At 42.9% G+C, this 17,777-nt stretch carries 21 protein-coding genes and 2 pseudogenes; 2 read left to right on the top strand and 21 right to left on the bottom strand.

Annotated elements, in window-relative coordinates; genetic code table 11:
- Window positions 1–48: 48 nt before the first annotated feature.
- Window positions 49–618, bottom strand: coding sequence for a GNAT family N-acetyltransferase (locus ACXYSL_RS05595; protein ID WP_458624201.1), 570 nt, complete (start codon window positions 616–618; stop codon window positions 49–51).
- Window positions 619–794: 176 nt separating this feature from the next.
- On the opposite strand from ACXYSL_RS05595, the gene ald reads away from it, so the two are divergent.
- Window positions 795–1,907: an alanine dehydrogenase gene (ald, locus tag ACXYSL_RS05590; RefSeq protein ID WP_458624200.1), complete on the top strand. Its 1,113-nt coding sequence runs from the start codon at window positions 795–797 to the stop codon at window positions 1,905–1,907.
- 291 nt (window positions 1,908–2,198) lie between these two features.
- Here the strand turns inward: ald and ACXYSL_RS05585 are convergent.
- The 20 genes and pseudogenes from ACXYSL_RS05585 to ACXYSL_RS05490 all read right to left on the bottom strand — a co-directional run bounded on the left by ACXYSL_RS05585 (window position 2,199) and on the right by ACXYSL_RS05490 (window position 17,290).
- Window positions 2,199–2,473: pseudogene (locus tag ACXYSL_RS05585) on the bottom strand (TfoX/Sxy family protein).
- 62 nt (window positions 2,474–2,535) lie between these two features.
- Entirely contained in the window at window positions 2,536–3,036 is a 501-nt protein-coding gene (locus ACXYSL_RS05580; RefSeq protein ID WP_458624199.1) for a GNAT family N-acetyltransferase, read from the bottom strand.
- Window positions 3,033–3,236 (bottom strand): hypothetical protein, encoded by a 204-nt coding sequence (locus ACXYSL_RS05575; RefSeq protein ID WP_458624198.1) that lies wholly within the window; start codon window positions 3,234–3,236, stop codon window positions 3,033–3,035. Before ACXYSL_RS05575 ends, ACXYSL_RS05580 begins: the two co-directional genes overlap by 4 nt.
- Window positions 3,229–4,197, bottom strand: coding sequence for a PhoH family protein (locus ACXYSL_RS05570; protein ID WP_458624197.1), 969 nt, complete (start codon window positions 4,195–4,197; stop codon window positions 3,229–3,231). Before ACXYSL_RS05570 ends, ACXYSL_RS05575 begins: the two co-directional genes overlap by 8 nt.
- Before the next feature lie 80 nt (window positions 4,198–4,277).
- A complete protein-coding gene (locus tag ACXYSL_RS05565) occupies window positions 4,278–4,493 on the bottom strand; it encodes a YozE family protein (protein ID WP_458624196.1) in 216 nt (71 codons plus the stop codon).
- A 23-nt stretch (window positions 4,494–4,516) separates the two neighbouring features.
- Complete coding sequence (locus ACXYSL_RS05560; protein WP_029710828.1) at window positions 4,517–5,095, bottom strand: GrpB family protein; 579 nt, start codon at window positions 5,093–5,095, stop codon at window positions 4,517–4,519.
- An 11-nt stretch (window positions 5,096–5,106) separates the two neighbouring features.
- Window positions 5,107–5,961, bottom strand: a complete 855-nt coding sequence (gene cvfB, locus ACXYSL_RS05555; protein ID WP_009730017.1) for an RNA-binding virulence regulatory protein CvfB — start codon at window positions 5,959–5,961, stop codon at window positions 5,107–5,109.
- A 59-nt stretch (window positions 5,962–6,020) separates the two neighbouring features.
- Entirely contained in the window at window positions 6,021–6,578 is a 558-nt protein-coding gene (gene frr, locus ACXYSL_RS05550; protein ID WP_458624195.1) for a ribosome recycling factor, read from the bottom strand.
- Between the two features lie 6 nt (window positions 6,579–6,584).
- A complete protein-coding gene (gene pyrH / locus ACXYSL_RS05545; protein ID WP_000002996.1) occupies window positions 6,585–7,322 on the bottom strand; it encodes a UMP kinase in 738 nt (245 codons plus the stop codon).
- A gap of 83 nt (window positions 7,323–7,405) precedes the next feature.
- Entirely contained in the window at window positions 7,406–8,740 is a 1,335-nt protein-coding gene (gene trmFO / locus ACXYSL_RS05540; RefSeq protein ID WP_458624194.1) for a methylenetetrahydrofolate--tRNA-(uracil(54)-C(5))-methyltransferase (FADH(2)-oxidizing) TrmFO, read from the bottom strand.
- A 143-nt stretch (window positions 8,741–8,883) separates the two neighbouring features.
- Complete coding sequence (gene rsmI / locus ACXYSL_RS05535; protein WP_458624193.1) at window positions 8,884–9,750, bottom strand: 16S rRNA (cytidine(1402)-2'-O)-methyltransferase; 867 nt, start codon at window positions 9,748–9,750, stop codon at window positions 8,884–8,886.
- A 2-nt stretch (window positions 9,751–9,752) separates the two neighbouring features.
- Window positions 9,753–10,070, bottom strand: a complete 318-nt coding sequence (gene yabA, locus ACXYSL_RS05530; RefSeq protein WP_000358229.1) for a DNA replication initiation control protein YabA — start codon at window positions 10,068–10,070, stop codon at window positions 9,753–9,755.
- Window positions 10,071–10,106: 36 nt separating this feature from the next.
- Window positions 10,107–10,997, bottom strand: a complete 891-nt coding sequence (locus ACXYSL_RS05525; RefSeq protein WP_458624192.1) for a DNA polymerase III subunit delta' — start codon at window positions 10,995–10,997, stop codon at window positions 10,107–10,109.
- Window positions 10,994–11,632 carry a dTMP kinase gene (tmk, locus tag ACXYSL_RS05520; protein WP_247916900.1) on the bottom strand — a complete coding sequence of 213 codons (639 nt, stop codon included), beginning with the start codon at window positions 11,630–11,632 and terminating at the stop codon, window positions 10,994–10,996. The genes ACXYSL_RS05525 and tmk overlap by 4 nt, the downstream gene beginning before the upstream one ends.
- A gap of 118 nt (window positions 11,633–11,750) precedes the next feature.
- Window positions 11,751–12,548, bottom strand: coding sequence for a pyrroline-5-carboxylate reductase (gene proC / locus ACXYSL_RS05515; RefSeq protein ID WP_458624191.1), 798 nt, complete (start codon window positions 12,546–12,548; stop codon window positions 11,751–11,753).
- A gap of 3 nt (window positions 12,549–12,551) precedes the next feature.
- Window positions 12,552–13,814, bottom strand: coding sequence for a glutamate-5-semialdehyde dehydrogenase (locus ACXYSL_RS05510; protein WP_458624190.1), 1,263 nt, complete (start codon window positions 13,812–13,814; stop codon window positions 12,552–12,554).
- A gap of 9 nt (window positions 13,815–13,823) precedes the next feature.
- The gene (gene proB, locus ACXYSL_RS05505) at window positions 13,824–14,933 is read right to left on the bottom strand and encodes a glutamate 5-kinase (RefSeq protein ID WP_458624189.1); all 1,110 of its coding nucleotides are present in this window, start codon (window positions 14,931–14,933) and stop codon (window positions 13,824–13,826) included.
- A gap of 101 nt (window positions 14,934–15,034) precedes the next feature.
- Complete coding sequence (locus ACXYSL_RS05500; RefSeq protein WP_458624188.1) at window positions 15,035–15,934, bottom strand: RluA family pseudouridine synthase; 900 nt, start codon at window positions 15,932–15,934, stop codon at window positions 15,035–15,037.
- The gene (gene lspA, locus ACXYSL_RS05495; RefSeq protein WP_458624187.1) at window positions 15,918–16,385 is read right to left on the bottom strand and encodes a signal peptidase II; all 468 of its coding nucleotides are present in this window, start codon (window positions 16,383–16,385) and stop codon (window positions 15,918–15,920) included. The genes ACXYSL_RS05500 and lspA overlap by 17 nt, the downstream gene beginning before the upstream one ends.
- Window positions 16,382–17,290, bottom strand: a complete 909-nt coding sequence (locus ACXYSL_RS05490) for a LysR family transcriptional regulator (RefSeq protein WP_458624186.1) — start codon at window positions 17,288–17,290, stop codon at window positions 16,382–16,384. The genes lspA and ACXYSL_RS05490 overlap by 4 nt, the downstream gene beginning before the upstream one ends.
- Here ACXYSL_RS05490 and ACXYSL_RS05485 point away from each other — a divergent pair.
- A pseudogene (locus ACXYSL_RS05485) lies at window positions 17,283–17,378 on the top strand (AraC family transcriptional regulator); the annotation flags it as partial. The gene ACXYSL_RS05490 and the pseudogene ACXYSL_RS05485 overlap by 8 nt on opposite strands.
- Window positions 17,379–17,777: the final 399 nt, after the last annotated feature.

The raw sequence follows: 17,777 nt of genomic DNA, 5'->3' as shown, positions 1-17,777 counted from the left end.
TTATTCGTAAGAGTAAGAAAAAACAGTCGAAAATTTCTTTTCAACTGCTTATTTATTTGCAAAATAATCTTCCTTGGTCAAGACATAATGAACTCTTGTAACGATTCGACCTGGTTCTTTTTTGTCCATTCTGGCATATGGTTCTTCGTGGGAAAAGCACATGCCTGATTTCTCCATGACCTTTCCTGACGCCGGATTATCCTTATCGTATAAAGCAACTAACTTGTTCATCCCAATCTTCTCAAAAGCCAGCTCAATCACGGCTCGATTGGCTTCTGTTGTCAATCCTTGATTCCAATACTTTTTATTGATAATGTAGCCAATAGCTGCTTTTTTAAGAACAGGATCAATCTTGTGCAGGTCAATGGTACCGATAAACTGACCATTGCTTTTTAGTTCGATTCCCCATCGTCCCAAGGGATTGGCCAAGTAGAACTGAGCGATGTTATTCTTGGTTTCTTCCAAGCTTTGATTGGTTGGAAAAGTGTAGCGCGTATTTTCTCTGTCTGAGGCATACTGAAACATAGCATCCGCATCATCCAAGATTACAGGTCGGAGCAACAAACGCTCTGTTTCTATAGACGGATACTGGGCAAATTTCACAAATATTGATTCCATACTTTTCCCTCCATTAAAACTTGATTCCCACTAGTCTAGCATAAATAAATTTTGATAACAAGTTTTTCTTGATTTTTGAAGCGGTTTCATATAAAATATAACCATCACATTTTTGATTTATGAAATGGAATGTGACAACTATAATAATCCCGTCAATTGAAAGGTAGGTTATCTCTATGTTAATCGGAATCCCAAAAGAAATTAAAAATAATGAAAACCGTGTTGCCCTCACTCCTGCTGGCGTCCACAGTTTAGTCAGTCGTGGACATCGTGTTCTCATCGAAACAAATGCTGGTCTCGGTTCAGGATTTACTGATGCGGACTATCAAAAGCAAGGAGCTGAGATTGTCGCTACTGCTGCTGAAGCCTGGGCTGCCGAATTAGTCGTGAAAGTAAAAGAACCACTAGCTTCTGAATACGGTTATTTGCGTGATGATCTTCTCCTCTTCACTTACTTGCACATGGCCGCTGCTCCAGAATTGGCAGATGCTATGCTAGCAGCCAAAACAACAGGAATTGCCTATGAAACGGTCCGTGACAATCAAGGACAACTACCACTCCTCGTTCCTATGAGTGAAGTTGCAGGTCGTATGGCCGTTCAAATCGGAGCTCACTTCCTTACTAAGCAAGCTGGTGGCTCTGGTGTCCTAATAGGTGGTGTACCAGGTGTTTCAAAAGGAAAAGTAACCATCATCGGTGGTGGTGTCGTCGGTACACATGCTGCCCGCATTGCCCTTGGACTCGGTGCTCAAGTGACTATTTTAGATATCAGTGCCAAACGACTCTCAGTTCTAGAAGAAGTCTTTGGAAACCAAATCCAAACTCTTATGTCCAATTCATTCAACATCGAAGCAAGTGTGAGAGATGCTGATGTGGTGATTGGTGCAGTTCTCATCCCTGGTGCCAAGGCTCCGAAATTAGTGACAGATGAGATGGTCAAACAAATGCGTCCAGGCTCTGTCATCGTTGACGTTGCCGTTGACCAAGGTGGCGTTATCGAGACAGCTGACCGTGTGACAACCCACGATGAACCCGTCTATGAAAAACACGGTGTTCTCCACTATGCCGTTGCCAATATCCCTGGTGCGGTTGCCCGTACTTCTACTATCGCCCTAACCAATGTCACTCTTCCTTATATCGAAGCTCTGGCTGGCAAAGGATTCGCACAAGCAATTGCTGAAGATGAGGGCTTGCGTCAAGGTGTGACCACTTATCAAGGTTACTTGACCAGCCTCCCAGTTGCTCAAGGACTTAATCGTGACTACACTGATATCAATGATTTAGTATAAATTTTGAAAAGAAAAGGGTGACTTCGCAAGTCCTACCCACTGTGCTTTGTGTCATCAGCTATTACATCGTTGGTTTATTGTACTGTATACTTTGCAACTGGAGACTTTCGTTCCAGACTCAATTGTGCATAAGAAACTCTAAATTGAATAAAGTCAACAGAGTTTCGCCCAACCACTTCCTCTTGTAATGACAACTATATAAACCAAAGGAAGCTGAGCTCTTTAGTCCCAGCTTCTTTTTATATATAAAATTTTACCCGTGCAAAGACAGGGCCTTAGCAGACTTCTTTTTTACTTCGTCCACCCTTGCTTTTTCTTTTTAGGTTTGGGCGTTGGCAGTTGGTTATACATAGCTAAAATCAGGTCTTATAGAAACATCTTATTATCAAGTTCTTCCACTCAAATCATTTCTTTGGCACCTTCGTATGGAAACTCAAAAGAAGATTGGTCAATCTTATATAAGACTGCTTGCACGGGTTTAACTAAAAAGCGATCGTCATAAATGCCGCCAATAATCTTGCCGCGGAAGTAAAGGATATACCTCCCATCATGGAACGGTAAGTCACATCATCTAATCCTGATAATTATTCCAAAACAAATTCCAAATAGTTCTTACTTGATGCCATTTCTAATCTTCTAAGCTCTGTTCAACGATAACAACCGTATAGAGTTCTTGCTTAACCTCGCATCCAATTGATTTAAAGCCCTGCTTTTCCCAAAAATGCTGAGATTGCGGATTTCCCTTAACATAAGCCAAACGTGCTTTTCGAAAGTTCTTAGCAAAATAAGCTAGTGCTTCTGTCACAATATGACTACCAATCCCTTTCCTCTGATAGGCTTGATCAACCATAAACAAACCAATAAAAACAATCTCCTCATCAGGATGTGCATAAACAAAATCCATAACAGCCACAAGGTCAGATCCATTCCAAAATCCAACAAAAAACTTATCAGCCTTAGCTTTACCTTCAGGTAGACAAAGCATGTCCTCTTTTACAGTTGCAAAATTTGGCTCTGGTGGACAATGCTGAAAATACAGAGGATTACTTTCATATAAAGATAAAATACTTGGAATATCCTTTTCAGTTAGTATCCTACAACTGTAATACTTAGATAGTTGGTCAATCATCTTTTCAAATTCCTACTTTCTTGTGCCCTGTGATTATGACACAGGAAGATGCACTGATCGTCATCAGCCACATAAAAGTTCTGTCCATCATGCCTAATCGTTGTCTCAGACCTTTGGATAAAACCTTTAGCCCATACAACTGGATTTTCCTCTCTCAAAAGTAGATTCTTTTGCAGGCGAACTTCCTCAAAATCAGTCATGTGCAACTTCAGTAGAATATTCATAAGCTCGGATAATTTGAGCGACAACTGGATGGCGAACCACATCCTTGGCTGAAAAGTGAACAAAGTCAATTTGGTGAATGTTCTTGAGCTTTTCTTGGGCATCAATCAAACCTGACTTGACGTTACGCGGCAGGTCAATCTGACTGATATCTCCATTGACAATCATCTTAGAATTAAAACCTAAACGAGTCAGGAACATCTTCATCTGCATGATGGTCGTATTTTGTGCCTCATCGAGAATGACAAAAGCATCATCCAAGGTCCGACCACGCATGTAAGCAAGGGGCGCAATTTCGATAATCTCACGCTCCATAAGACGAGTCGTCTGGTCTTTTCCTAAAATCTGATACAAGGCATCGTAAACAGGTCGAAGGTAAGGGTCCACCTTTTCCTTGAGATCACCCGGAAGAAATCCAAGACTCTCACCAGCTTCCACTGCTGGACGAGTTAGGATAATTCGCTTGACCTGCCCACGTTTAAGGGCAGTTACTGCCAAAGTCACTGCAAGAAAGGTCTTCCCTGTCCCTGCTGGTCCGATTCCAAAGGTCACATCATGCTGTTTGACACTGTCCACATAAAGTTTTTGACCTAAGGTTTTGACACGGATCGGTTTCCCAGTATTGTCCTTGATAATTTCTTCTTCGTAAAGGGCGACAAACTTATCAATTTCATCATTTTTGACCATGGTAATAGCCGTCACCACATCTGGCGTGCCAACCGTCATTCCTCGATTCACCAAGACCATCAAGGCTTGGATAACCTGACGGGCTTCCTCGCATGCAGCTTCTTCTCCCAAAACCTGGACAATCTCCGTACGGGCATGAATCACCACATCGAGCTCTTCTTCCATCAAACGAAGATGGCGCTCGTTGGATCCAAAAAGATGAAACAAGTCATCTGGATGACTCAGTTGAATGTCTATTGAATGTTCCTTCAAATAAAGAACCTCTCTAATCCGTTTATTTCTTTTTATTATAGCAAAGAGAACAATAAAATACTAGCCTCATCTCATTGTCTCTAGTGTTCTAAGTATTCTTGCCAGATGGCGTCAAAGTCTCCTAGGTTAAAAGAGAAACTGGCATGCTCCTCCAAAAAGTGACTCACCTCATCAAAATCATCCGTGTGTTTTGGGAAGGCTGACTCCTCAAAAGCGAGGTCTGCCAAGATGGCTTTGGGACTGTTACTTTTAGGATTGCGCTCAGTCATGAGCCAACTGTAAAATGATTTTCTCAATTCTTTCTCCTATCAAGAGTTTTTTAATGACACTTTTCTGATTCTTGAAAATTACTGGACTTAGCCTCTGAAACGTAGTGGTTTATAAAATCTGTTTTCGCATCTGTATAGGCGTCTCGATCGTGTTCAAATTTTTTCCACAAACTTAGTTTTAATTCCTGATACGCTTGGGCAATATCTGGATGCTGGCAGAGATAATCTCTAAAATAAATCTCGTCATGATCTCCCGCCATTCGCAAATGTAAATGAAAAACTTTCTCAGCAAATCCCTGCTCTGTATATCCTTTATTTAGCGAAATCCTGGTAGGACTCTCCGACATCACTAGCCAACCATTCTTCACCAATAAATCCCTAACTCTTGCTAAATCCTCTATTTTACCTACTTCTAGCAGAATATCAACGATATTTTTGGCCCAAATATTAGGGATAGCAGTGCTACCGATATGTTCTATTCTTTTAATAACATTTGCACCCAATATTTTTTTCAGACTTGTTTTTTCCGATTCATACCAGTCTTTCCACTCTGACTTGTGCTCTACTAGAAAAATAGGAAAAAGTTGCCAGAGTTCCTCTAAACTCATTTCTTCAAGTTTCTTTATCATGTCTATAAGGTTTAAATCAACTCTGTCCCAAACTGGTCTTGCTTGATTTTACCAGCCTTCATCAAGCCTCCGAGTGCTTTCTTGAACTGACCTTTAGAAATTCCAAAGGTTGCCTTGATATCCTCAGGGGATGACTTATCATTCAAGGTCATAAAACCGCCATTGCTTTCCAAGTAGGTCAAAATCATCTGGGCATCATTTTCCAACATCTCAAAAGAACGCGGTTTAAGGGAGAGGTTCAGAGTGCGGTCAACCTCGCGGAAACCAATGACACGCGCATCTAAAACTTGTCCCAAACGTGGCTCTGCGTAGCGCTCACTTGGGTGAATGAAACCAAGCATGTTATTCTCTGGCAGATAGACAAAGGTCCCTGACAGCTTGAGACGGTAAACAATGGCTGGCCAGTTTTGGTTCTGCATGTTGTTGTAAGCAGGACGAGCCAGACGTTGGAAGTCTTCCTGATAAGCCAAGAGTCCCCAGATTCGGTCTTTCTTGTCCACCTCAAGACGGATGTAAAGTTTATCACCTTTCTTAGGCCAGAGTTCCTTGAGCTCAGGGAGGATATCGAGTGACACAACGATTTCTTTATCAGGTAGACCGGTATCAACAAAAACACCCAAGTCCTTACGAACTTCCGTTACAGTTCCCCAACCAAATTGATCCTGAGTGGCAGTCACTTCTTGAGTTGTCAAGCGAAGTTTTTGCTTCATATCCGTGTAGGCAAAACCTTTGACCGTATCCCCTACTGTATGTTGACCTTCTTCCTTGGCAAGTGCATAGGTTTGACCATCCTTTTGCACAAAGTAAAAACGGTCATTTTCATCGATGATAAGTCCAACGATAAAACTTGCAAGATTTGTATTCATATTTCCTTCTTTCGAATAAAACTCAGCCAGCAATGCCAACTGAGTTTTTCTGTTTATTTTTAGACTTCCAAAAGTTCTTTTTCTTTATTGGCAGTCATGTCGTCGATGTGTTTAACAGCATCGTCTGTTACTTTTTGAATATCTTTTTCAAGAGTCTTCAATTCATCTTCAGTGATTTCTTTTGCTTTTTCTTGTTTCTTAGCTTCGTCCATAGCATCACGACGGATGTTACGAATAGCTACTTTGGCATTTTCACCGACCTTCTTCACTTCTTTAGCAAGGTCACGACGAGTTTCTTCTGTAAGAGCTGGAATAACCAAGCGAATCACAGAACCGTCATTAGCTGGTGTGATACCAAGGTCAGAAGCGTTCAAGGCGCGTTCGATGTCTTTTAATGAAGACTTGTCAAATGGCGTTACTAACAAAACACGCGCTTCTGGAATGGTAATTGAAGCGATTTGATTAAGGGGAGTTTCTACTCCATAATATTCTACATGGATACGGTCAAGCAAGCTTGCGTTGGCACGTCCTGCACGAATACCACCAAATTCACGCGCAAGTGAATGGTGGGACTGGGTCATTCTCTCTTTAGCTTTTTCTACAATTGCATTAGCCATAATTTCTTATTCCTTTTCTTCGATATTGTTTGAAACTGTTGTTCCGATATTTTCCCCAAATACGACACGTTTGATGTTGCCTGGTTGGTTCATGTTGAAAACAACCAAGTCGATGTCGTTATCCATTGAGAGGGTTGAAGCAGTTGAGTCCATGATACGAAGACCTTTGTTGATAACATCACGGTGAGTCAATTCTTCAAACTTAACGGCTGTCTTGTCTTTCTTAGGATCGGCATTGTAAACACCATCTACGCCATTTTTAGCCATCAGAATGGCATCTGCTTCGATTTCAGCTGCACGAAGAGCCGCTGTTGTATCTGTTGAAAAGTAAGGTGAACCAATTCCGGCACCAAAGATAACGATACGGCCTTTTTCAAGATGACGAAGTGCACGTCCACGTACATAAGGTTCTGCAACTTGTTGCATAGCAATGGCTGTTTGCACTCGCGTATCGACACCAACTTGTTGCAATGAATCTGCCATTACAAGAGCATTCATAACGGTCCCAAGCATTCCAGTGTAATCTGCCTGAACACGGTCCATTCCTGCTTCTGCAGCAGGTTCTCCACGCCAGAGATTTCCTCCACCAATTACAAGGGCAATTTCGATCCCTAGACTATGAACTTCTTGAATCTCTTTTGCAATTGTTTGAACTGTTTGGATATCAATCCCTACGCCACGTTCACCAGCAAGGGCTTCACCTGATAACTTGATTAAAATACGTTTATACTTGGGGTTCGCCATTTTTACTCTCCTTTTTTCATCCTACCTATTTTATCACAATTTCTAAGATTTTTATAGTACCATGAGCAATTCTTTCAAAAAAATTAGACAGTTAAAAATTCCTCTAAGTCGGTAAGGGCACGCTCTGCAATTTTTTCATAACGAGCCTTCTTATCACGGATACGCTCGCCTTCCAACTCCTTGATAATGCCAAAGTTGACATTCATGGGTTGGAAATGTTTGCTATCTGCATGAGTGATGTAATGAGCCAGACTTCCAATCGCTGTTGTCTCTGGGAAAATAGCCTCGCTTTCTCCTTTAAAGAGTCGAGCTGCGTTAATACCTGCAACCAAGCCTGAGGCTGCTGACTCAACATAGCCTTCCACACCCGTCATTTGACCAGCAAAGAAAAGGTTTGGTTGTTTCTTAGAACGGTAAGTCTGTTCAAGAAGATTTGGTGAATCCATATAAGAATTGCGATGCATGACCCCATAGCGAACAAACTCCGCATTTTCAAGACCTGGAATCATTTGGAAGACACGTTTTTGTTCTCCCCATTTGAGGTGGGTCTGGAAACCAACGATATTGTAGAGACTACCAGCCGCATTATCCTGACGAAGTTGGACGACCGCATAAGGTGTTTTAAATTCTCCATCACGAGGGCCTGTGTAGTCCTCTGGGTACTCCAGACCAACTGGTTTCATAGGGCCATAAAGCATGGTTTTAATGCCACGTTTTGCCATGACTTCAATCGGCATACAACCTTCAAAGTACTTTTCTTTTTCAAAAGAATTGAGCGGAGCTTCCTCCGCATTGACCAAGGCTTCATGGAAATCCATAAACTCTTGCTTGGTCATAGGAGCGTTGAGATAGGCCGCTTCTCCCTTATCGTATCGAGACTTGAGATAGACCTTGCTCATATCGATAGTATTGACATCGATAATAGGTGCTGCCGCGTCATAGAAATAGAAACCATCGCCATCATTAAGGGCATGAACCTTCTCAGCTAGGGCATCACTGGTCAAAGGACCAGTAGCGACAACTGTAATAGCATCTGTCGGCAATTCTGTAATCTCATCACGCACTACTTCAATCAGAGGGTGGTTGGCTACTTTTTCGGTTACCATCTGAGAGAAACCATCTCGGTCCACCGCAAGCGCCCCACCTGCAGGAACACGTGTAGCCTCAGCAGATTCCAAGATGACCGAACCCAAGCGACGCATTTCTTCCTTGAGGAGCCCAACAGCATTAGTCAGGGCATCGCCACGAAGAGAATTGGAACAAACCAACTCAGCAAAATTGTCTGTTTTGTGCTGGGGTGTTGACTTGACCCCACGCATTTCATAGAGTTTAACTGGAATACCACGTTCTGCGATTTGATAAGCAGCTTCAGACCCTGCCAAACCAGCACCGATAACATTGATATAAGATTGAGACACGACACTAATACCTCTTTGGGTGAAAACTAGGTCCAAAAAAACAAGCTACTAGACTATTTGACACCCACAAATCTTTCTAATTTTTCTTTTACTAGTATAACAAAAAAAGGGAAGAAGGCAAACTTCCCTGTTTAGTCATTTTCTTAATTTTCTTCCCAGTCGTGGTAGGCACTGTAGAGTTGGCTTTTATTCCACTGGTAGAGTTTCGCAACTTCCTTAATAGCTTGATTTTTCTTAATGCCTTGCTGGATACGAGATTGGATTTCTGAAAACAAGTCCTCCTCGTCTTTTTCTTCCACATCCTGACTGGCGCCTTCAACGATGAGAAGGCATTCTCCCTTTAGCGGCGTTTCTGCGATGCTTTCTAGCAATTCAGAAATCTTTCCTCGTTGGTATTCTTCATAGATTTTGGTCAATTCTCTCACCAAGACCACCGAGCGGTCACCGTAGACTTCTAGCATATTTTCTAACGTATCCGCTACACGGTGGGGTGATTCATAGAAAATCTGAGTTTCTGGGTAATCTTTTTTTAAGTCGAAAAATTGCTTTTGCTGGCCTGATTTTCTCGGTAAGAAACCGTAAAAGATATGTGGTTGTGGTGCTAGGCCACTGGCAATCAAAGCAGAAATGCCTGCACTGGCACCTGGAACGGTAACAACTGCGATTTCTTCCTCAATAGCTGCCTTGACCAAATCATGCCCAGGGTCTGAGATACTAGGCAGACCCGCATCAGAGACCTGAGCGATACTTTGTCCCGCCTTCAGAAAACCAATCAAATCAGGAATTTTTTCCTTGGCATTGTGTTCGTGAAAACTGATCTGTTTGGTTGAAATATCAAAATGCTTGAGCAAAAGCCCCGTATTACGGGTGTCCTCAGCCGCAATCCAGTCCACTTCTTTTAGAGTCTGGATGGCACGAAAGGTCATATCGTCTAGATTGCCAATCGGCGTTGCTACTAGGTAAAGCTTGCCATAGGGAGTTTGCCCCTTAAAACTTTTTTGAATCTGCATGCTTACTCCCTGTATAACAACTCGTCACAGAACATACATTCTTCGTCCTGTTCTCGACGTTGCCCATAAAAATCATTACATACGTGAAACCCATCTTTATAGATTCGGCGGACGCTTTCGCGAACGTGCTTGGCCTTAACGGGGGTATCTGCTTCCACCTCGCCCAAGCGTTCGCGCAACTTACTATTTTCCAAGCGAAGAGCTGTATTTTCCTCTACCAGGCTCTTGAGATTTTTCTTGATGGCTTCTACATCGGCCAAGGTCACCAATAACTGTTGAGAAAAATCGTCTAGCGCGTCAAATAATTCTTTTTTGTCCATAAACCAGCCCTTTCCTTTCTTTATTCTTCATTGAGTTTATATTTCTTTCAAGACTAGATATTCCATGGCATTTTGAAAGCTGACATTAGCCTGCCACATTTTTCTAGCTTCTAGCAAATCTTGTAAAATCTGTCGGATCCTTGCTTGCAAGAGGTCCTGCCCACAGAGGACTTCAAGGATTCGCAAGACCTGATCTTGTTTTTCCTTGTCATCTGCCAAGCTGGCTAATTTGGCTACCTGCAAATAACTCTCTTTTTTCTTGGCTACTAACCAGGTCAGTAAGCGCTCGCTTTCATCAACTATAGTCCAAAAGCTTGCCTGATTGACCAACTTCTCCGCTTCAGCTCGTGATTGACAAAACTGGGCTAAGAGAGTCGCTTTTTTCTTGACGAGACCTGCTTGTTCTAATTGATGGATGAGCTTTTCTTCTTGCTTTTTAAAGTTAAAAATCTGGGTCCGACTACGGATGGTCGGCAAGATCTTTTCCTCATCGCTGGTCAAGAAGAAAATGTAAACTTCACTCTGAGGTTCTTCGATGACCTTGAGCAGAGAGTTGGCTGCGTTGGGATGCATTTTTTCGGCCTGCTCGATGATAAAGACCTGTTGCTGACTTTCAATCCCTGCTTGGGAAAACTGACCCACTAATTCTCGAATGCGTTCTGTCTTGATGACCTGATTGACTGGCTTAATCAAGGTAACATCGGGAAATTCTTCCTGTTCAATCAGCTTGCAGTTTCGGCATTTCTCACATGGTAGAACGCCTACTTTATCCCTACAAAAGAGGCTCTTAGCCAAAAACTGCGCCATTTCCAAGCTTCCAAAGAAACCTGAAAAGAGATAGGCGTGATTGAGCTGATCTTGTTCTAGGATACGGACAAAGCGGTCAAACTGGTCTGGTTGCCAAGCCTTTAGTTGTTCTTGTTTCATTTTGCCAATCCCATTCTCTCAAACAAGACAGTTTTGGTAGCTTCCACAACTTGCTCCAAAGGAAGACTCGCATCAATCTTGGCAATACGATTTCCTTCTTTTTCCAGAAGAGAAAGGTAGCCTTGACGGACTTTTTTGTGCAAGTCCAAACCTTCCAAGTCCAAACGATTGACCTCGCGATCACTATTTGCAGCAATGCGAGCCAACCCCTCTTCCACCTCAATGTCAAAATAAAGTGTCAAATCAGGTTTGAGGCCATCTGTCACAAAGTGATTGAGCCAATCAATGGCATCAATATCCAAGCCACGGCCAAATCCCTGATAAGCAACGGAACTATCGATGAAGCGGTCCATAATGACCAACTTACCAGCTTCAAGAGCAGGGAGAACTTTTTCCACCAAGTGCTGTCTGCGACTTGCGATATAGAGAAGGAGCTCTGTTTTAGGATCCATCTGAGTATGACTTGGGTCCAAAATCACTTGACGAATCTTCTCCCCAATCAAGACTCCACCTGGCTCACGGGTCGTCAGTACCTCTACTCCTTTTTCCTCTAAAATGGGGAGTAGAGCCTCTAAAACGCTAGTCTTCCCTGCTCCCTCTGGTCCCTCAAGAGAGACTAAAAATCCTTTTGACATGTCTAACTCATTTCTTTTTTTCTACCTTCTATTCTATCAAAAAAATAGGTTTTTGTGACAATCTTTTTTTCTTCTCCATTCAATCGACCATAAAAGAGGTTGATAGTCATCCAACCTCTTATTTACCTAGTTCTTGTGTTCGTTTATAGGCTTGATGAACTGCGTCCATGACTGTGCCTCTAAAGGCATGTTCTTCCAGACTTGCTACACCAGCGATTGTCGAACCTCCTGGGCTGCAAACTTGATCTTTCAAAACTCCAGGATGTTGCTGGCTTTCGAGAACCATTTGCCCAGCGCCGACTACTGTTTGGGCTGCCATTTTCAAGGCCCTTTCTCGTGGCAATCCTGATTGAACACCCGCATCTGCCAAAGCCTCGATAAAGAGATAGACAAAAGCTGGTCCACAACCTGCGAGACCTGTCGCCGCATCGATTAAGCCATCTCCCAGCTCAACCAAAAGACCAGCCTTGGCTAAAAGCTGACAAAAGAGCTCCCTGTCCTCAGCACAACAGTTTGCTGACATGGCATAACTAATCACTCCTTGGCCGATAGCAACTGGTGTATTAGGCATGATGCGAATGATACGATGTTGACTTGGCAGAAGACTCGCTAGTTTTTCTAAAGTCAATCCAGCTGCCATGGAAATCAAAAGAAGGCTCTCTCGCTTTTCCAGAATGGTCTGATATTGAGAAAGCAAGTCTGAGAACTGAGCAGGCTTAACTCCTAGAAAAATCACATCAGCTTCTGCAAAAATTTCTTCATTGCTAGAAGCCTGAGCACCGAAATTGGCGATGAAAGCATCTACTTTCGCTTGACTGCGATTGGCAAGGAGAATCTGAGCACCCGTCTTGGCCTGCAAAACAGCCTTAGCCAAGCTAGCTCCCATATTCCCCAAACCGATAAATCCAATCTTCATCTCTTACTCCCTTATCTGTCCGTCCCCAGTAACCACATACTTGTAGCTGGTCAACTCTTTCAAGCCCATAGGCCCACGTGCATGCAGTTTCTGAGTAGAAATCCCCATCTCACATCCAAGTCCAAACTGGCCCCCGTCAGTGAAACGCGTTGAGGCATTGACATAAACCGCTGCTGAGTCCACTTGATCTGTAAAGTAAGCTGCAGTTGCAGCATTTTCCGTCACAATGGCATCCGAATGATGGGTACTGTGGGCTTCAATATGCGCAACCGCTTCTTCTAGACTGCTCACAACCTTAACCGCTAGTATATAGTCTAAAAACTCGGTGTCAAAGTCTTGTGCCTCAGCTGCTCGACCTGAAACAAACTGACTTGCTGTGCTATCCAAACGAAATTGAATTGGTTCCAGTCCAGCTTCCTTACGCTCTGCAACCAGAATTTGTTCCAAGCGAGGAAGGAAGCTTGCTGCCTTGTCTTCATGAACCAGCAAGACCTCCATGGCATTGCAGACAGAAGGACGGCTGGTTTTAGCATTGTTGATAATCGATAGTGCCTTGTCTTCGTCTGCATCCTTATCTACATAGACATGGACAATCCCAGTCCCTGTCTCGATAACAGGCACGATAGCATTTTCAACAACAGCATTGATCAAGCCAGCGCCTCCACGAGGAATGAGAAGGTCTAGGTAGCCCTTGGCCTTCATCATGGCATAGCTACTTTCTCGGCTGGTGTCTTCCACCAGTTGAATCACCTCTGGATGGATGGTCGTCGTCTCCAAGCCCTTCTTCAAGGCTGTAACAATAGCATGAGCTGTTTGGTAGGCGTCCTTACCACTACGAAGAACGACCGCATTGCCACTTTTGAGAGCCAAAGCAGCCGCATCAGACGTCACATTTGGACGACTTTCATAGATAATCCCAATAACTCCCATGGCCACACGCTTCTTGGTAATAACCAAACCATTTTCAAGATGACTTGTTTCTAGGACTTCACCGATAGGATCTGGTAAAGCAACCACTTCACGAATCCCTCTTGCCATCGCTTCTATACGTCCCTCATCCAAATAAAGACGGTCTAGCATGACATCTGAGATTTTCCCTTTGGCCGCTGCCATATCGAGGGCATTTGCCACTAAAATCTCCTCAGTAGCCGCCAATAAATGATCAGCCATAGCTAGCAAGGCTTGGTTTTTCACTATTTCACTAGCTGTGTTAATCGATTTTTTAACAGCTTGTACCTGTTCAAATTGTTCTTGTGTACTTACCATCGTTCACCTCTAAAATTCTGTAAAGAGCAGCTGGATTTCAGGAGTGATGGAAATCCAGTCATCACGGTGAATCAAGACTCCCTTAGCTTTTTGAAAACGGAGCATATCTTCTAGGGCTGAGACACCAAATTGGACACGTCCCTTTCCAAGAGATTGACCTGTTTCTTTATCTGCTACTGTGACAATATCATGGTAAGAGAAATCCCCTTCCACTTCTACAACGCCTGATAAAAGGAGACTTTTCCCGTTTTTTGAAAGTGCCTCTGCAGCTCCACCATCTACCCAAATCGTTCCCTGACTTTGAGCATAGAAGGCCAGCCATTGTTTCTGGGTACGAAGTCCCTTCTCTTGCGCAACAAAGAAGGAACCATCCTTGGTCTCCTCCGCTGCCTCAATCAAGGCATCTGATTTCATAGACGAGCAGATATAGACTGGCACACCCGACTCCGTCGCGATCGTAGCCGCCTTGATCTTAGTCAACATGCCACCTGTACCATTAGACGAACCTGCTCCATCAGCCATATCAATAATCTCACGATTGATAGTCTCGATTTTCTCAAGACGTTTAGCTCTTGGATCTGAGTTGGGATTTCCAGTATAGAGACCGTCTACATCCGTTAAGAGAACTAAGAGATCTGCTTGTACCATAGCCGCTACCTGAGCACTCAGAGTAGCATTGTCCCCAACCTTGAGCTCATCAATAACGACACTGTCATTCTCGTTGATGATTGGAATGGCTCCACGATGAAGCAATACAGACAAAGCCTGGTGGGCGTTCTTATAACGACGTTTATCTACAAAATCATCCTGTGTCAGCAAGATTTGCGCAGAGACGATTTGGCGCATGAGGAGGTTGGTTGTGTACTCTTCTAGCAGCAATCCTTGTCCTACCGCAGCCGAAGCTTGTTTATCTGCAATCTTGGTCGGACGTTTTTTAAAACCCAAAGCTCCAAATCCAGCGGCAACTGCCCCAGATGAAACCAAAATCAACTCATGTCCAGCTTCATGCAACATAGCTAATTGTTGGGTAATTACCTTTACTTTACTTCTTGATAAACTCCCGTCTTCGTTTGTTAAGGAGGAGGTCCCTACCTTAAAGACGATTCGTTTGTACTTCATATTCTCACTCCGATTCTTCATATTTATCCATTATAACATGAATGCTTTAAAATAGAAAAGACTTGAAATGAAAAAGGTTGAGACAAGGCATCTCAACTCTTTTATCTATTCTCAGTTTTACGCAATCTTTCCAGCGTTTCCTTAAAAATCTCTGGAATATCTGCTGTGAACTCCAAGGTTTCACCTGTTCTCGGATGGGTAAATCCTAGAGTTTTAGCATGGAGAAATTGTCCATGTCCTTTCAAGGTTTTGCGCGGACCATAGACCTCATCCCCAGCGACTGGATGGCCAATATAAGCCATATGAACACGGATTTGATGGGTACGTCCTGTCTCCAGTTGCAACTCTAACAAACTATAGTCTCCAAAGCGTTCCAAGACTTGAAAACGAGTCACAGCTGGCTTACCTTTGGCAGTCACTGCCTGTTTCTTACGGTCTTTTTCACTCCGACCAATCGGTGCTTCAATCACACCACGATCATTTGGCAGATTGCCGTGAACAATCGCCCAGTATTTGCGTAGAGACTTCTTGTCCTTGAGTTCTTGGGCAAGTGCTAAGTGGGCCTCATCATTTTTCGCAACCATGAGCAGACCTGACGTGTCCTTGTCAATGCGGTGAACGATTCCTGGGCGAAGAACCCCATTGATTCCTGACAAGTCCTTGATATGGTACATGAGGGCATTGACCAAGGTTCCACTGGTATGACCGGCACTTGGGTGGACAACCATTCCCTGAGGTTTGTTGACGACGGCTACGTCCTCATCTTGATAGATAATTTCAAGAGGAAGGTCCTCGGCTACATACTCCAAAACTTCTGGCTCTGGAACATGGTAAGTTACGACATCCCCCTCTTGGACAGTATATTTGGCTTTCTTGACTTGCCCATTAACCAAAACTTGTCCTGCTTTGATTTGTTCATTAGCGAGACTGCGAGACAATTCTGTCAAATCTGACAGAGCCTTGTCTAGACGTTGCCCACCTCTTTCAATTTTTATTTCCATTTACTTCCTCTTTAAGCATTGCAATCAATAAAACAATGACACCAACTGTCAAATAACTATCAGCCACATTGAAAATCGCAAAGTTGATAAAGTCTAGGTGAAACATATCCACCACAAAACCTTGACTCATTCTGTCGATAAAGTTGCCCAGTCCTCCCGCGATTATCAGGGTCAGTCCAAAAACTAAACAGAGAGAATCTTCCATGTGTTTATGTAGATACCAAATGGCACCCGCCATGACAACCAAGGTAATGACAGCAAAAAACCACTGCTGGTCTTGCAGCATGGAGAAGGCTGCCCCTCTATTTTGCAGGTAGGTCAAGCTAACGAGATTGGGTATCCAAGACCGAACCTCTCCCAAAGGTATCTCTTGGACGACATAGGTTTTAACCCACTGATCCAGTGCAATTAAGAGCAGTACAATCACTGCCACTATTCCTCTTTTTTTCATGATTTCCTCTTTTGATCAAAATATTCTTGCATGACCTCAACGAAAAGTGTCCCAGCTTGACTAAGCTCGACTTCTTCTCGTTTGACATAAACCATGCGATTATCTAAATTATCCTTGAGACGAATAACTGTAATGCCATTAACACTGTCACTATCCAAAAATCCAGACCCAGTCGCATAAGCATCCGTTCGCTCTAAAATACCGTTTAAGGTCGCACGGTCCGTCACATTGAACATCTGGGAGCTAGCACTGGTATCAACAAAGTTCTCTGAATAGTAAAGGTACTCGTCCTTTTCCTGAGTAAAGCGAACTGTTGGTAAATCAGCTAAATCCTCCATGACCAGTTCTTCTTTTTCCGCCAAGGGATGTCCTTCACGCAGATAGATGTGAGTCTGAAAAGGAATCAACTCAATGACTTCGAGACCTAACTTTTCAACCCGTTGCATAATTCCCTTTTGATTTTGATTGTTGAGGTAGATAATCCCAATCTCACTGTGACCCTGAGCTACTTCATCTAGGATTTGAACGGTAGTAGACTCAAAAATACGAAAGTTCTTGTAGTCAGGATAGCGTTCTGAAAAAGCCGTAATCGTTGGTGGCAAGAAGTCATAGTGCTGGCTAGCAATAGAGAATTCATCTTTTTCTTCCTCAGGATTGGCATATTGATTTTGAAAAACATCAAATCCTTTGACCAATTCCTGCGCTTTCTCGTAAAATTCCATACCTCGGCGGGTCAAAAAAGTCCCCGAACTCGTCCGGCGGAAAATCTTAAAACCCAGCTCTTTTTCCAAATCACGTACAGAAATAGACAGACTGGGCTGACTGACATACATCTTTTCAGCAGCTTCTCGGAAAGTACCACTATTGGCAATAGCAACAACATAGCGTAATTGTTGAATATTCATCTTCTACCCCCAACTTCTCTATCTGTTCATTATACCATATTTCAGAATTTTTCCAAAAAAGAAAAAAGGATCCATCGCAAGTTTAAATCTAACTATTCTCTATTAAATTAAATATAGATATCAAAACAAAAAATAGGCTCTCCAAAAAATCGGAAAGCCTGATTTTATGCTACTTCTAGCTTCCTCGCCTTTTCATTTTAAGGCTCGGGATAAAAAGGTTCACTGGACCTTTTTATTTTGCGATTGGGTAAACAGAAACTTCGATTAACTCCAGCCATCTTAGATAATTGATTGCCATTCAAATTTCTTTTCAACATTATTCTGTTTAATTGTTTCCATATTTCACACCTACAAAAACACTATATGTTGTTTGATGAATAATTTTAAACAACAATATGTTGTGCTTTTCTTCGTTCTATGTTATAATCATTCTTGACTAGGACCTCTCACCGTTTTAGTCAAAATTTCAACAGAAAGGAGCATTATT

The organism is Streptococcus sp. V913 (assembly GCF_054353455.1).
This window is presented reverse-complemented; position numbering and strand designations above follow the sequence as displayed.